This is a genomic window from Ohtaekwangia koreensis, assembly GCF_900167975.1.
GTDB classification, from domain to species: Bacteria; Bacteroidota; Bacteroidia; order Cytophagales; family Cyclobacteriaceae; genus Ohtaekwangia; species Ohtaekwangia koreensis.
In genome coordinates, this window is sequence record NZ_FUZU01000003.1 from 376237 (window position 1) to 391784 (window position 15548).

11 protein-coding genes and 1 riboswitch are annotated in these 15548 nt (G+C 41.9%); of the genes, 3 read left to right on the forward strand and 8 right to left on the reverse strand.

What is annotated here, in order from left to right:
• Positions 1-205 precede the first annotated feature (205 nt).
• From B5Y40_RS20780 to B5Y40_RS20810, 7 genes are all read right to left on the reverse strand, one after another.
• Positions 206-1651: a tetratricopeptide repeat protein gene (locus B5Y40_RS20780; protein WP_079688764.1), complete on the reverse strand. Its 1446-nt coding sequence runs from the start codon at positions 1649-1651 to the stop codon at positions 206-208.
• Between the two features lie 36 nt (positions 1652-1687).
• Positions 1688-2644 carry a methylenetetrahydrofolate reductase [NAD(P)H] gene (gene metF / locus B5Y40_RS20785; RefSeq protein WP_079688765.1) on the reverse strand — a complete coding sequence of 319 codons (957 nt, stop codon included), beginning with the start codon at positions 2642-2644 and terminating at the stop codon, positions 1688-1690.
• Between the two features lie 105 nt (positions 2645-2749).
• Positions 2750-5425 carry a methionine synthase gene (gene metH / locus B5Y40_RS20790; RefSeq protein ID WP_079688766.1) on the reverse strand — a complete coding sequence of 892 codons (2676 nt, stop codon included), beginning with the start codon at positions 5423-5425 and terminating at the stop codon, positions 2750-2752.
• A 138-nt stretch (positions 5426-5563) separates the two neighbouring features.
• On the reverse strand, positions 5564-6580 hold the full coding sequence (locus B5Y40_RS20795) for a homocysteine S-methyltransferase family protein (protein WP_079688767.1): 1017 nt from the start codon (positions 6578-6580) through the stop codon (positions 5564-5566).
• Between the two features lie 51 nt (positions 6581-6631).
• Positions 6632-6760, reverse strand: a riboswitch (SAM riboswitch).
• A 40-nt stretch (positions 6761-6800) separates the two neighbouring features.
• A complete protein-coding gene (locus B5Y40_RS20800) occupies positions 6801-7481 on the reverse strand; it encodes a hypothetical protein (RefSeq protein WP_079688768.1) in 681 nt (226 codons plus the stop codon).
• A 2-nt stretch (positions 7482-7483) separates the two neighbouring features.
• Positions 7484-8236 carry an LVIVD repeat-containing protein gene (locus B5Y40_RS20805; RefSeq protein ID WP_143785862.1) on the reverse strand — a complete coding sequence of 251 codons (753 nt, stop codon included), beginning with the start codon at positions 8234-8236 and terminating at the stop codon, positions 7484-7486.
• Positions 8223-8756 carry an LVIVD repeat-containing protein gene (locus B5Y40_RS20810; RefSeq protein ID WP_079688770.1) on the reverse strand — a complete coding sequence of 178 codons (534 nt, stop codon included), beginning with the start codon at positions 8754-8756 and terminating at the stop codon, positions 8223-8225. The genes B5Y40_RS20805 and B5Y40_RS20810 overlap by 14 nt, the downstream gene beginning before the upstream one ends.
• Before the next feature lie 192 nt (positions 8757-8948).
• On the opposite strand from B5Y40_RS20810, the gene B5Y40_RS20815 reads away from it, so the two are divergent.
• Positions 8949-9848: a Ppx/GppA phosphatase family protein gene (locus B5Y40_RS20815; protein WP_079688771.1), complete on the forward strand. Its 900-nt coding sequence runs from the start codon at positions 8949-8951 to the stop codon at positions 9846-9848.
• Positions 9849-9883: 35 nt separating this feature from the next.
• Here B5Y40_RS20815 and B5Y40_RS20820 read toward each other — a convergent pair whose 3' ends face one another.
• The gene (locus tag B5Y40_RS20820; protein ID WP_159453763.1) at positions 9884-10690 is read right to left on the reverse strand and encodes an outer membrane beta-barrel protein; all 807 of its coding nucleotides are present in this window, start codon (positions 10688-10690) and stop codon (positions 9884-9886) included.
• 243 nt (positions 10691-10933) lie between these two features.
• Between B5Y40_RS20820 and B5Y40_RS20825 the strand changes: the two genes are divergently transcribed.
• A complete protein-coding gene (locus B5Y40_RS20825) occupies positions 10934-12247 on the forward strand; it encodes a PorP/SprF family type IX secretion system membrane protein (RefSeq protein WP_079688773.1) in 1314 nt (437 codons plus the stop codon).
• 49 nt (positions 12248-12296) lie between these two features.
• The gene (locus tag B5Y40_RS20830; RefSeq protein ID WP_159453764.1) at positions 12297-15545 is read left to right on the forward strand and encodes an FG-GAP-like repeat-containing protein; all 3249 of its coding nucleotides are present in this window, start codon (positions 12297-12299) and stop codon (positions 15543-15545) included.
• The last annotated feature ends 3 nt before the right edge of the window (positions 15546-15548 follow it).

A 15548-nucleotide genomic window follows, 5' to 3' on the forward strand; every position in this document is an offset into this window, starting at 1 on the left:
TGCTTATTTATCCGAATGTTCAGATTCACTATATGTATCTCAGAAGATGAGTACAAGCTTTAACACACACGTATCCGGATTCCTTAGAGCCAAGCAATCACGATGCCATTGGCAAAATGCGGTTTTAAAATAACAGATGGTGATTTTTAAAATCGACAACGTTGTACTATCGTACGAAAACGTCCGTGAGCGGACAACAGCATAACTACTTGTTACGACTGCCTTCAAGCTTACGATTGATGATGCGAATGATCTCGTCAAGCTCCTGTGCTGCTTCCTGAAGACGTTCCAGTATCTCTTCCCGGTCGTCCATCAACTCTTTGATTCTTGCTAGTTCAACCAACCCAAGGATTCGTGCTAACGGCCCACGCACTTCATGCGCTGTAAAGAATGCATACTCTATAAGCTTCTGATTTTGCTGGGCTATCTCTTCTGTGCGTTCCTGTACTTTCATTTCCAGGTTCTCGTTCATTCTATTGATCTCTATGTTCAGCTTCATCAACGCCTCTTTAGCCTGATGATTGGTTTTATTGAGCGCATAAAACTTAAATCCCAACATCACAGCGAGGATCAGAATCAGTGACACTCCACCTATCGCTATATATTGTCGCTTTACGATTTTACGTTGAAAACCCAGCTCCTGTTCCTTCTGCTGATAGTCGTATAGCATTTGAATCGTAGCGATCTGCTCGCGCCTTTCATTCTCAAAGATGACACGTTCAAGATCTGACACCTGTCGGGTAAAATAAAGTGCAGAATCCAGGTTCCCTTGTTTCTCAAAATATATACTTAAAAATTTTAGTGCTTCCATTTCCTGCGCCCGGTTATTCCTCTTCTTCGCCAGCGCAATGGTCGCGCGCAGATAATAATACGCAGAGTCAAACTGCTGGGAATTCAGGAACAGTTGTCCTAATTTATTATTGGCCGCAATGACCTGCATGTTGTCGCTTGAAATCTTCGCATAGCGAATAGCATCTTTATAGTAAGAAGACGCCAATGTGTAATTATCCTGGTCTGAATATACTTCGCCCATTGCCAGGTATACATGACTCAATCCTCCTTCATACTTCAACTGTTGTAGCCGGCTCAGCGACTCTTTACAGAGCTCCAATGCTTTGGCAAAATTTTTTGCATTCCTATAATATTCGGACAACAGCAGCAATGAGTTTGACACTCCCAGGCTGTCGCCTATAGTCCGTTTTAATTTCAGTGACTGTTCAGAAAATTCGCGCGCTTTATCAAATTGATTCTGCTTGCTAAAGATAAGGGCGAGATTGTTGAGTACTTTTGCTTTCCCTGATGGATCGCTGATCTCTTCATACAACTTGAGCGACTGATAGCAATATTCGACTGCTACAGAATATTCATTTCGAACATAATGAAGTATACCCAGAATTTTGAGTGACTCAGCAAGTCCTTTCTTGTACGACGTTCCTCGGGCCTTAACGGCTGCATCGTTGGCAAATTTTTCGGCATCGTTGGGAGATAATATAGTATACTGAAAGGCAAGCGCATTGAGCAGATCAATACGCTGCTTTTCGTCTTCGATTGTAGGAAGAACTTTTAAAAGCGAATCAATCCTGTGCTGCTGGGCGAATACAATTGTACTCGTTAAAAAAATAAATATAGCAGTCGAAAAAAAATTCTTCATTATGGCACATACCAACAAACAGGGCGCTAATATAACTTAAAATAATTCTTTTGCTATTCTATAGATAGGATCTGATTTGCCCATGGAATAAAAATGCAATGTTGGAACACCTTTCTGTATTAACTCCTTCGATTGCTGAATACACCATTGGATTCCGACTTCCTTTAATGCAGTGTTATCTTTACACTTCTCTGCCTCATCCGAAAGTTCTTCCGGAATGTCTATATGAAAAGTTTTCGGTAAAACGGTTAATTGCCCTTTCCCGGTCAATGGTTTTATACCTGGAATAATCGGAACTTCAATACCGGCCTCACGACATTTATCAACGAACTCGAAATACTTTTTATTGTCGAAGAACATTTGAGTAACTATATATTGCGCACCCATTTCAACTTTAAGCTTCAGGTATTTTAAATCAGCTTTCAGGTTTGGCGCATTAAAGTGCTTCTCAGGATAGCCCGCTACACCAATACAAAAGTTTGTCGGTGCTGCTGTGGTTAACTCATCATCAAGATATACCCCCATGTTCATGTTGACTACCTGGCCAAGTAAATCAGATGCATACCGGTGTCCATCCGGTTCCGGAACAAATTTAGATTCGCTCTTAATCGCATCGCCTTGCAGTAACAATACATTATCGACTCCTAAAAAATGAAGATCGATCAATGCGTTTTCAGTTTCTTCCTTACTGAATCCTCCGCAGATAATATGCGGAACTGTATCAACCTTATAGTGATTCTGAATGGCAGCACAAATACCTACTGTACCCGGGCGCTTGCGTGTTGTTATTTTTTCCAGCAGGCCACCATCTTTCTTTCTATATACATATTCTTCGCGGTGGTAGGTAACATCTATGAACGGAGGCTTGAACTCCATCAATGGATCTATATTATTAAAAAGACTTTTGATGTTCTCGCCCTTTAACGGAGGAAGGATTTCAATTGTAAATAAAGTTTTACCGTTGGCGTTTTTCAGGTGGTCGACTACTTTCATTTTTATCGTATTGTGTGCTGAAACGTTTTTATATTATTGTTGTGTGTCACTTAAGATGTTCAAATATATCTGCAATGTTATTTGGCAGTAATTATATTCAACGGCCTATATATCGTAACTCAAATTAGGAGAAAGCCATTTTTCTATCTCTTCGATACTCATGTTTTTCCGCTTGGCGTAGTCTTCTACCTGGTCTTTTTCAATTTTCCCAAGACCAAAGTATTTTGAGTCAGGGTGTGAAAAGTAAAATCCACTAACTGCTGCTCCTGGATACATAGCGTATGATTCCGTGAGCTCTATGCCAACTTTGCCTGCGTCTAACAATTCAAAGAGCAATTTCTTTTCGGTATGATCAGGGCAAGCCGGGTATCCGGGTGCAGGACGTATACCTTTATACGCTTCCTCTATCAACTGCTCTTCCGTTAAATGTTCATCGGTAGCATAGCCCCATATTTCTTTGCGCACTTTTTCATGAAGGCATTCTGCAAAGGCTTCTGCCAAACGATCTGCGAGTGCTTTCGCCATAATCTCAGAGTAATCATCCTGATTGGCTTTATGAAAATCTACAAGCTTCTCAAGACCGAGACCAGCGGTTACAGCAAACATACCGAAGTAATCTTTATGTGGCTCGGGCGAAATAAAATCAGCCAAGCAGAAGTTCGGGAGGTTCTGCGCTTTCTTATTCTGCTGACGCAGGAAATGAAACGCTGCAAATGGTTTTGTTTGCGTCTCATCTATATACAAGTCTATATCATCCCCGGTGTTCACGGCAGGATAGAATGCAATTACGCCACTCGCTTGTAGGCTTTTATCTCTGACGATTTCGTCTAACATTTTATTAGCGTCATCAAAAAGTTTTTTGGCCTCTACTCCCACTACAGCATCTTTGAAAATGCCGGGATAACGTCCCGCGAGCATCCAGGTTTGGAAGAACGGTGTCCAATCTATATACTTCCGAAGTTCATCTAATGGAAAATTGACAAATTCCTTCCGCCCGATAAACGCAGGCTTGGTATATCTGGTCTTGGACCAATCTATATTTACCTTGTTCTTACGAGCATCGGCTAACGAAATATAGTTCTTGGTTCCCTTTCGATTTTCATGGTCAACCCGTAACTGTTGGTACTCCTGTTTTACTTTCAACTTGAACGCTGCCCGTGTTTCCGTACTGATCAACTCACTGGCTACCGGCACGGAGCGTGAAGCATCCAGCACGTGTACAACAGGGCCTTCATATACCGGGTCAATCTTTACGGCTGTGTGAATCCGTGATGTTGTAGCACCTCCAATGAGCAACGGCAAGTCGAGTTTCTGGCGTTGCATTTCTTTTGCAACGTGTACCATCTCATCCAGCGAAGGCGTAATGAGGCCGCTCAAACCAATGACATCAACCTTCTCGCGTATTGCTGCTTCTATGATTTTTTCAGAAGGCACCATCACACCAAGATCTACTACGTCATAGTTGTTACATGCCAATACAACGCCCACTATATTCTTTCCTATATCGTGTACATCGCCCTTAACAGTTGCCATCAAAATTTTGGCGGCAGCTTTACTTTGTTCACCGCTAAGTCTTTTTTCTTCTTCGAGGAAAGGTGTAAGGTACGCAACAGACTTTTTCATCACACGTGCACTCTTTACTACCTGTGGCAAGAACATCTTACCAGCGCCAAACAGATCGCCCACCACATTCATGCCGGCCATCAAGGGTCCTTCAATCACAAATAGCGGTCGGCCATACTTGACGCGCGCTTCTTCTGTATCTGCATCTATAAAATCAATAACACCTTTTACCAGTGCATGGGTGATGCGTTCTTCAACCGTGCCTTTTCTCCATTCATCGTCGAGTTCTTTTTTCTTGGCAGACCCTTTTACGGTCTCAGCAAATTCCAGTAGCCGTTCCGTTGCATCCTCTCTGCGATTCAACAAAACATCCTCCACCCTTTCCAACAGTGCTTTGTCTATCTCATCATATATTTCGAGCATGGTTGGATTCACTATACCCATATCCATACCGTGTTGTATAGCATGGTATAGGAATGCTGAGTGCATGGCTTCACGCACTTTCTGATTCCCGCGAAAACTAAAGGACACGTTGCTGACACCTCCGCTTACGTGAGCACCGGGCAGATTTTCACGAATCCACTTTGTCGCTTTGAAAAAATCCAAAGCATAATTTCTATGCTCATCAATTCCAGTGGCAACCGGAAAGATGTTCGGATCAAAAATGATATCCTGCGGTGCGAACTGTACAATGTTTACAAGTATATCGTACGCTCTTTTACAAATGGAAATTCGTTTTTCATACGTATCAGCCTGCCCTTGTTCATCGAACGCCATGACTACTACGGCAGCGCCATAACGCTTCACAAGCTTTGCCTGCCGTATAAATTCTTCTTCACCTGCTTTTAAACTGATGGAGTTTACGATACCCTTTCCCTGTAAACACTTCAAGCCGGCTTCGATCACTTCCCATTTGGAAGAATCTACCATAACGGGTATCACAGCAATCTCCGGTTCGGAAGCCATCAAGTTCAGATATCGAACCATGGCAGCCTGGGAATCAAGCATCCCTTCATCCATGTTCACATCTATTACTTGTGCGCCACCACGAACCTGGTCGAGTGCAACCTCAAGGGCTTCTTCGAATTTATCTTCCTTAATGAGTTTTAAAAACCTCGCAGAACCCGTTACGTTGGTACGTTCCCCTATATTTACAAAATTCGAATTAGGAGTAATCTCAATTGCTTCGAGTCCGCTTAATTTTAATCTATAATCCATAGTCAATTATCTGTATCTATTGCCGCGCGCTATATTTTGCGTCCGGTTTAAGTCATTTCAATGATTTCAGTTATCGCTATAAATGATCCATCAGTTTGCTAAAGCGCATTCATGATATATACTTTTACAATGTATATATCACAAGTTGTTTACTTCCGATAAAGGAGCATCTACCAATCTGGGTTTATACCGTGATGCTATATCTGCTATCAACTTAATATGATCGGGTGTTGTGCCGCAGCAACCTCCAACAATGTTGATCAACCCTTCTTTCAGGAACACTTCAACTTGTTGTCCCATTTCTTCTGGTGACTGATCATAATGTCCGAATTCATTGGGAAGTCCTGCATTTGGATATGCACTTACGAAGAAGGGAGCCTTTTCATTCAACACTTGCAGATATGGTCTCAACTGGCTTGCACCCAATGCGCAATTCAATCCTATACTAAGCAATGGAACGTGTGACACTGAAATTAAAAAAGCTTCTGTAGTTTGTCCTGAAAGCGTGCGACCGCTCGCATCGGTTATTGTACCGGATACCATTACCGGCAACTTCCTTCCTATTTCATCGAACAATTCTTGTATGGCAAAAAGTGCTGCCTTTACATTTAGCGTATCAATGATCGTTTCAAGCAAAAGTATATCTGCACCTCCATCAATCAATCCTTTGGCTTGTTGCTTGAACGCCAACGCAAGCTCATCAAATGTTATCGCGCGATAGCCTGGGTTATTAACATCCGGAGAAAGTGAAGCGGTCTTGTTAGTAGGTCCCATCGCACCTGCTACAAAACGTGGCTTGCTGGGATCTTTCTTTGTAAACTCTTCGGCTGCTTCTTTTGCAATCTTGGCGGAATAAAAATTCAGATCATATACAGCATCTTCCAAATGATAGTCTGCCTGCGCGATTGTTGTTCCGCTGAATGTATTGGTCTCGATGATATCAGCACCTGCCTCTAGGTATTGACAATGTATAGCTTTGATAATATCCGGCCGCGTGATGGAAAGGATATCATTGTTTCCTTTCAACGGATGTGTATGATTCTTGAAACGCTCACCACGAAAGTCGGCCTCCTCCAGTGTATACCGCTGGATCATCGTTCCCATAGCTCCATCGATAACGAGAATGCGTTCTTTTAAAATGTCTTCGATTTTCATAATGCCCTCCGGGTTAGTTGTCGCTATCCAGAGAGCCCTGTAAGGTGGGTCCGCTTATCTTTTCCGCTACATTTCGCAATGCTACGAATGGGATTTAGCACAACACTCTTTCAACCTTCGTTGATGAATAGGATGCTAAGACGTCATAGGGCCCGTTCCCTCAGTCTTTCTGGATAAGCTATCGCAAAGAAAATGAATAGGAATGAAACTACAAAACAAGTTATCGGAAACGATAGCCTATTCTGATTCCTAACACAGGTGATGGGACCACGCGGTCCTCTTCGTTGGGTATATCAAACATAAAATCTTCTACGTCACCTTCCGGAAATGCCGCAACACCATTTGGCATGAACGCATCATAGTCTATAAATCGCATTGACCAGCCGGAATTTACATCCATAAAAAAGTTAGTAAAGAAATACTTCACTAATCCGAATTTCAGGCTGAAGCCTTGTTCATTATACCGAACGGGATAATAAGAATACCGAATGATGGCGTGATCACAGTCGAGTCCAAAGCACTCTTGCTGGCTAAAGAGTCTGTCGAAGTCAACATCATTCCAATAGAATTCTGCAGCACCATAAAATATCAGGTTACGATAAACTACAGGGGCAAAATATCTCCGCAGCTCAACCTTCATTTTGTAGCCACGTTTGTCTTTATACGATTCATCGTTGTTACCCGGATAATCCAGTATATAGCCATACTCTACCTGGGCCGTGAACACTTTTGTCAGTTTTTTTTCATAGGAGAATTCCAGCGTTGGATAAAAATTAATCAGGTGAAATGGACTGAACTTGAACGCATGGTTGGGAACAAGCCTTTTATAGCCAAGTGAATCCTGACTATATACAGATGCAGCACTCACGATAAGAACTACGAGCAGAGAAATATACCGCATGGCTATATCTCCGATCGGTTAACGGGTATTTTACTTAACAGCAACAGATTACCAGCATCATCATAGCGATATTGAAATACACCATCATCGCCTGTCAACAGTAAAATACCATTACCAGGAATTACATCATACGCATGGAGGTCATCAATGTGAGTAACTAATTGTATAGATTCTTCATGGCTGATGTCAAAAACTTTAAGACCTTTTTCGCCTTCGCAGATGAACAAGAGATTGTTATCAACACCCAGGCCATGAGGTGACTCCATAGGGTAATTTGCAATGAGAGACGGATTATTACGATCTGTGATATCAATTATTTCCAATGCATTCGCACCCCGGTTACAGGCGCTGCCTGTACGCATCGTTACATACGCTCTGTTCCCTTGTACGACCACCGGATCGCATGCGTATATATGCGAATACCTGAAGATAAAGGTAGGTGTTTGAGGATCTGTGATGCTATAGATATACATCGCACTGTTTGCTCCCAGGTATAAATATTCTCCGTAAGCAAAAATTGTTTCCAGGCCTATCTCTACATCAACGACTTTAATTTTCTCAAAGGCATCATTGCGAATATCAAATACAGTAATGGACGATTGATCAGCTATATACATAAACCCGTTATGAATAGCGAAGCGTGTCATCGATCCTCCGGTCCCTTGATTATTTAAATCATTTGAACCGCTTGAGTCAGCATCACAGGCTACTGCGATAATCAGGAGACAAAAAAGGAAGAGCTTAGTAAATCGCATAGCAGTCAGTTTTTGGAGTGATCATTTTTTCCCATCCGATTACAAGTCCCTTAGATGCATCTACACATTGGAAGTATGCTCCCGATGGAGGTGGGAGCCCGAGGTTCCAGTTTTGCAGAGACAATGTTCCTTGTTCTGTCAGTTTTTCGAAATCGTGTATCTCAAGCGCTACCAGATCACCCATATGGTCCGCATATAGAATATCATTACGGACAGCCATATCGGTGTTTCCCAACATCTGTATAAAACCGATTGCTTCGGGTGCTTCCGGATTCTGATTATCAAATACATGTATACCTTTTGCCGTTTCATTCACCAATAGAAAATTTCCATATACATAGATCTTTCCGGGATTCTTTATGCTTTGTGGAGCTATTAATTTTATCTCATCTGCATCTTGTGTACCGTATACCGGGCGATAGCCTTCTACTATGTCTTTATCCTCGTCTACCCAGCAGCCTACCGAGAAGAGCAGCAAGAATATCGGGAATATGTATTTCGAGATGTACTGTTTTATCATAAGCACAAACGTTTATTTAAATTTAACTTTGAAGAACACAATCAGAATGAATGATTTAATGATCTTTGCATCATCAAATTGTTTATAGGCTGATATGGACCAACGACTTTTAGGTATATATGCGAACGGTGTGTGTGATTCTCATGCACATCACGTTGGGAACAATCAGCGTAACCCCTATACATGTAACGCATGAAACTAGCTGCCATCGACATCGGTTCTAACGCCATCCGCTTCCAGGTATCCACCGTGCTGGCTACAGATAAGACACAACCTGTTTTCAAAAAGTTGGAATATGTTCGGTTTCCATTGCGGCTTGGTCATGATGTTTTCACTACAAACCGAATCAGCGATACGAGCATCGCCAAATTCAAGAAGTTGATGAAGGCCTATAAATTGTTGCTGGAGTTATATGAAGTAGACGATTATATGTTCTGCGCTACATCGGCCATGCGCGAATCTGACAACGGTATTGATCTGGCCAATGAGGTAAAGGAAGAATTAGGAATTACTATTCATGTGATCGATGGAAACCGTGAAGCAGAATTGATCAATCGGGCAATCAGTTCTTACCTGGCTGACAGTACTTACCTTCATATAGATGTTGGCGGGGGTAGTACTGAATTGAATCTCTACGCAATGGGAAAAAAGATCAAGACACGCTCTTTTAAAATCGGATCAGTACGGGTACTTGAGCAAATTGATTCTCCCTTGATGTGGAAAGATATGGAGAATTGGATCAAGGAAAATGTCAAGAAAGATTATGGCAAAGTAACGGCTGTAGGAACGGGTGGTAACATCAGCAAAATTTTCGAACTCGCGAAATTAAAGCCAGGCAGTATCATGTCGGTAAAGAAGGTAAAACAAATTCGCGATATGGTGAATGACCTTTCGATTGAAGAACGGATCTATAAATTACAAATGAATCCCGACCGCGCAGATGTAATTATACCTGCAAGTACTATTTATCTTCAGGTAATGGCCTGGGCACATGCCAGCAGTATACTTGTGCCGGAAGTAGGATTGAAAGATGGAATTATGCTTCACCTTTATGAGCAAAGTCTGGCCCAACAAAAGCTAGACTTTCAATAAAAGAAGTGGTGCTATAAATAAAAATCAGAAGGATATTATTTTGGTCTTCTGCGATCAATTGTACTCTTACCTTTCTTACGGTCTTCCACCTTCATATCAATAAGGTATGCAAGAGAAACACGAAAACCCTGGTTACGAATCTTCTGAGTTTCGCTATAGGTTGGAAATGTTGAGCTGAACACGCCATCACTTTCACGACTCAAGTAACTGTGACCAAGTTCGTAGCGTAATGTTAGAACAACTTCACGGTAACGCGCTGGTTCAAATAAAAATCCTGCTGTAAAATTTAATCCAAGCTGCACCCGATTAGGTTTCTGAACTATCATTTCGTTTTCTGTGGCGGTTTCAGGATCTCTATTAAAAACAATCTTTACTGGTATAACAGATGATGGCCCGTTATGAAACTCATGTGTGTCTGTATTTTCAAAAGTACCTTTCCCTCCCAGCCAATAACTTACATTCGGACCAACACCGAGAGAATACTTGAATTGCTTTTGACCGATAGTACCTTTAAAGTATGCGGTGTAAACAATCGGCATCTCAATATATTTATAGCGCAAGTTTAGTCGCAGGTCATCATCATCGGCTTTCATATTCTTGCCCTTCGTTGAGTAAATAATAGAAGAGTGCAGGAAAAATCTTTTACGAACCTTGAAGGCCAGGTGACCACCAACATGATAACCAACAACAGGTGACACTTCGTAGTCATCTTTCAAATCTTTATCACCAAACGAGGTCCATGAATAATTGACACCCGCAATCGGCCCAATGAGCACTTGTGAATAAGTGGCTCCGCAAAATAGAAAAGTAACAATCAGAACACTTGCTATACGTGTTTTCACTAAGGTCACGGTTTTTCTTGAGATCAATTCTTTAAATGCTCAAAAATAAAGTATTTCGGTCAAGTAAGGCGTTGAACCATTCTGTTAATAACAAAAAAACACTGTATATTCGTGAGTTTTACTGTAAACAGACTTTTTAAACTGATATAATTCACTCCAACGTTTGAATGTTTTTATAATAATGGGTTTTAACCCTATAGCGAAGAGTGACTTTTAAGCAATTGCCCATATTAATGGACGGTAATGCGGTATTTTTTTAACTTACTTATTAGCTGCCTTTGTCTGCTGTGTGGATACGTCACATCCGCGCAGAATTATCCTGTTTATAATAATTTTTTCATTAATCCTTATTTATACAATCCGGCCGAGGCTGTTACTGAGTACGCTTATGTTTATGCTTTGCACCGTCAGCAATGGATGAGCATCGAAGGAGCACCACAACTTTCCACAATTACATTCAACACCATGATGAATGAAAGTCGTGCGGGATTCGGAGGCAAAATTTCTTCTTACAAGCGAGGCCTTTTAAATACCACAGATTTTTCTCTCTCATACGCTTACGCAATGCCAGTAGGGCAAAAAAATTGGCTTATGTTTGGTCTTTCCGGGGGAGCTATTTCCAACAGTATAGATGTTGATAAGATAACCGATCCCAACGATCCGGCCCTGGCCAATTATGCTGCCAACAACATGCAGCCTGTATCCAGTTTTGGAATGCTATATAGATCCGGCTCCGGACTTAATGTAGGGTTTTCATTGCCACAACTTTTTCCATCTAAATTTAATAGTGACGCAAGCTTCAATGTTACAACGGTCTCTCCTGCCGACAATGTATTCTTCACTATCTATTATAAGAAAACGGTAGAAAGTAAAATTGTCAGCAGAACAAAGGGCGGCCTTAAACGCAAGGTAAAAACCAGAGAGGCGATTGCTCCGCTCGAACTATACTTTAACTATAAATACTCTAAATTTGGAACTAGTCAGTTCGAGTTTTTAGGAAAGCTCAACCTATCCGAAAATTTCTGGTTGGGTGCATCCTACCGGCTTCCGTATGGTTATACTGCCAACGCAGGTATAAAAATAAATCGGTTCATATTGGGGTATTCATATGAACCTAATAGTCAGCCCGAAGATGCTTTCTCTCAAGGTACACATGAAGTGATCTTGGGATTGAGGCTCGGTGATGCGAAGAAATTCAAACGTGCCGCTCCAGTGTTACGCTCTACGTTAACGCGATCGCCAAGCGAGAAACATACTGCGCGTTTCCAGGAAGGTACAGAAGACCCGGATAACATCACGAAAACCGGAGAGGTTAAGAAAGTTTACTTTGTGGTTATCAACGTTTTCCCTGATTTCAACAAAGCCGATGCCTTCAAAAGAAAGCTTGTCGGTGATAAATTTAATGCTGATATTTTCTATAACCCGGCAGATAGAAAGTACTACGTGCATGTGCTTGAAACTGCAAAAGCTTCTGAGGCACATGAAGAAATTAGAAATTTGAAAACTTATACGAAACTCAAAACAGCTCGTCTGTTGGTTGTAACCACCGATAAGTAAGAAGATGAACAGGGTTACGTTTTCAACTCCCCGCTGCATTTATAGTATAATGAAGTTACTATTTAACATTATTACAAAATCGACTGGCGTTATAGTACTGGTTTTACTTTCAGGTATGCTATATGCTCAACAACCTGTCATACTATCTGTTGACAAAGTAAGTAGCAGCATGTCTGAAACCGTTACTATAAAGGGCAGTAACTTCGGTACAGACCCAACCAAACTGGTAGTATACTTTGGTGCCGTGAAGGGCACTATAGTTACTGCTTCCAATCAACTCATTGAAGTCAAAGTTCCAGCCGGAACAACATACCGTGACATTGCCGTGACGAATATAGCCACCGGCCTATCAGGATATAGTGTCAATCCTTTCCTATTGAGTTTCAGTGGGAAACATCCGTTCACTACTGCTGATCTTAGCGCTCAATCTGATTTTGATGCTGAGACGGGACTATATGATCATTGTCTTTGCGATCTGGATAATGACGGAAAATCAGACGTTGCTACAGCCAACAACGGTGCCAATAACATCACTATTTTACGAAATACAAGTAGCGGAGTTGGCAACATTAATTTTGTAAAAATCCCATTTGCGATCGGGACAAAAACACTGCATGTTCGATGCGGAGATTTAAACGGAGATGGAAAACAGGATCTTGTTTTAACAGAAGGCACCAGTGCTTTTAGTGACCGTGTTTTCATTTTACAAAACATCAGTTCCGGTGTAGGCAATATCAACTTCAATACAACGTCCATCAAATTAACCGGAAGAAAAAACACAAAAGTAGATATTGCAGACATTGACAGGAACGGAAAGCCTGAGCTATTGGTAACGGATCAGGGAAGCAATACAATTTCCGTACTTGTTAACCAAAGTTCAGTCGCTTCCATCGCATTTGATGCAACGCCCTTCAATATAACAATCCCTTCAACGGCAAGTACAGATGGTATTTCAGTAGAAGATCTGAATGGAGATTCTTTTCCTGAAATTGTTACGAGCCAGTTTCAAACATCGCCCAGCGACCTCTTTATTATCAAAAATAATAGTACGATAGGAACCATTGCTATCGGGACGATCACAAGGCTACTAATTCCAAAGAGTGTCAAAAGAATTCGTATTGGAGATCTTGACAACGACGGCAAGAAAGACATAGCGGCTACTCTAATATTTGGTGATTCTATCTCTATTTTTTTGAATCAAGGCTCCGGCTCTGACATCAACTTTAGCAGCACTCCAAAAAGAATCTCAACACAAGCCAACCCTTGGGGATTAGACTTTGGCGATCTTGATGGTGACGGCAAGATTGATATAGTCACTGCCTCTATAACGCAAACCGAACTGGCTATCTTTAATAACGAAAGCACCCCAGGAAACATCTCCTTTGTAAAACAAACAGTCAGCACAACTTATATTACGCGCCACATACGCATCGGAGATTTGGACGGTGACGGAAAGCCGGATATCTCTTTTACAAGTGTAGACAAGACTGGCGTGCCCGCTTCAAAAGTTTCGGTTTTTAGAAATAGCCATTGTGTATTTCCGGTAATCTCTCCCACCGAAACGCCGCTAACTTTATGCACCGGTGCTCTGCCCTATAAACTTTATGCCACGGTAAGTAATGGTGCTTATTACGAGTGGCGCAAAAATGGTGTTGCTGTTTCATGTGGTCTCAATCAAAATACATTTGATGTAACATCTGCTACGGGCACAGGTATATATACTGTGAAGATCATTGCCGAGGGCGGCACGTGTGCGTCTCCTACAGGTTGTGGTGAAGAATCAGATGGTATAAACATTACCGTTGTAGCAGGGTCCGCTGCGCTTACGAATCCTGCCAGCAATGGACCTGTCTGTTTAGGTGGTGAATTAAAATTGACATTGGGGAATAACGTTGCGGGAGCCACTTACAAATGGACTGGACCTGAAGGCTTCACCGCTACAGGGGCTGCTCCGACACTCAGTAATTTTCAACTTATCAATGCAGGACGTTATTATGTTGACGTTACTGTTGGTAGTTGCCTGGCACGAAGAGAATCAGTTTTAGTTGAAGCCATCGATGTCCCTACATTTACAATCAGTCCCGCGGATGCACTTGTATTGTGTCAAGGCGCTCCCAGTAAAGATCTAAACGTTGTACCGAATAATCCGTCCTATACTTACCAATGGTTCAAAGACGGATCTCCTGTAGGGACAGGTTCTCCACTTACTATTACCTCTGTACCTGCTTCATCTGGTAGTTATACGGTGAAGGCAAGTAATGTTGGCTGCAGTGTAAGCGAAGAAACAAGCCCGGTTCAAGTTAATATTGCAACATCCATTACTGCGGCCTTTACTGCACCAGCAACAGCGTGCGCTAATCAAAAAATAAAATTCACCAATCAGTCAACATCCGATTTATCAGTTGCCACAGTATATAAATGGAATTTCGATGACGGTAAGACTTCTACTGAAAAAGATCCTGAGCATATTTTTACATCTGCAGGAGGCTACGATGTTGAACTCACGGTCTCCTATAAAGACAATGCATGTGCAGAGACTATAATTGTTCCGATTACGGTAACCCCAGCACCTGCTGTTTCCATTACGAACCCCGAAAACAAATATCTTTTCTGCGAGGGCGCTAAGCTTCAACTTCAGGTTGCTGGATCATTCACAACATATACCTGGAGCACAGGTGAAACCTCTTCTTCCATAGAAGTAAGTACGGAAGGAACGTATACAGTAGACGTAACTGCAACGAACGGATGTGTTTTGACCGCTAGCCGTACCGTTGAAACGCTGCCTGCACCTGGAGTAATTATAACGGCAACGCCACCTCAGATCAACGAAGGTGAAACTTCTCAGCTCGAAGCATCCGGACTTGAAAATTACACATGGGAGCCTTCCGCAACATTGTCGAATGCTACGATCGCGAACCCTGTTGCGACACCATTGTCATCAACCACCTATAAAGTGACAGGTTTGGATGCAAATGGTTGTGAAGGAACAGCATCTATAGACCTCAAAGTTGCTGGAGACGCAACCGTCAACAAATTGAAACCAGGCAATTTTATATCTCCCAATAACGATGGTCCGAATGAACTATGGGTTGTCGAAAACATTCAGACTTATCCACAATGTGGCATCGCTATATATGATGATAAGGGAGTCAGAGTATATGAAGCCAAGCCGTACCAGAATAATTGGGATGGCACTTTTAATGGCAAACGACTCCCTGATGGTGTCTATTATTATATCATCCGTTGCGATGGAGAAGAAAGTGTACCAAGAGCAGGAAGCATCACATTAATTCGTTGATTG

Bases quoted from the DNA above. Each gene is read 5' to 3' on its own strand.
- B5Y40_RS20805 (WP_143785862.1), bottom strand. From the start codon at position 8,236: ATGCGATTTACTAAGCTCTTCCTTTTTTGTCTCCTGATTATCGCAGTA.
- B5Y40_RS20815 (WP_079688771.1), top strand. From the start codon at position 8,949: ATGAAACTAGCTGCCATCGACATCGGTTCTAACGCCATCCGCTTCCAG.
- B5Y40_RS20800 (WP_079688768.1), bottom strand. From the start codon at position 7,481: ATGCGGTATATTTCTCTGCTCGTAGTTCTTATCGTGAGTGCTGCATCT.
- B5Y40_RS20825 (WP_079688773.1), top strand. From the start codon at position 10,934: ATGCGGTATTTTTTTAACTTACTTATTAGCTGCCTTTGTCTGCTGTGT.
- B5Y40_RS20780 (WP_079688764.1), bottom strand. From the start codon at position 1,651: ATGAAGAATTTTTTTTCGACTGCTATATTTATTTTTTTAACGAGTACA.
- metH (WP_079688766.1), bottom strand. From the start codon at position 5,425: ATGGATTATAGATTAAAATTAAGCGGACTCGAAGCAATTGAGATTACT.
- metF (WP_079688765.1), bottom strand. From the start codon at position 2,644: ATGAAAGTAGTCGACCACCTGAAAAACGCCAACGGTAAAACTTTATTT.
- B5Y40_RS20795 (WP_079688767.1), bottom strand. From the start codon at position 6,580: ATGAAAATCGAAGACATTTTAAAAGAACGCATTCTCGTTATCGATGGA.
- B5Y40_RS20810 (WP_079688770.1), bottom strand. From the start codon at position 8,756: ATGATAAAACAGTACATCTCGAAATACATATTCCCGATATTCTTGCTG.
- B5Y40_RS20830 (WP_159453764.1), top strand. From the start codon at position 12,297: ATGAAGTTACTATTTAACATTATTACAAAATCGACTGGCGTTATAGTA.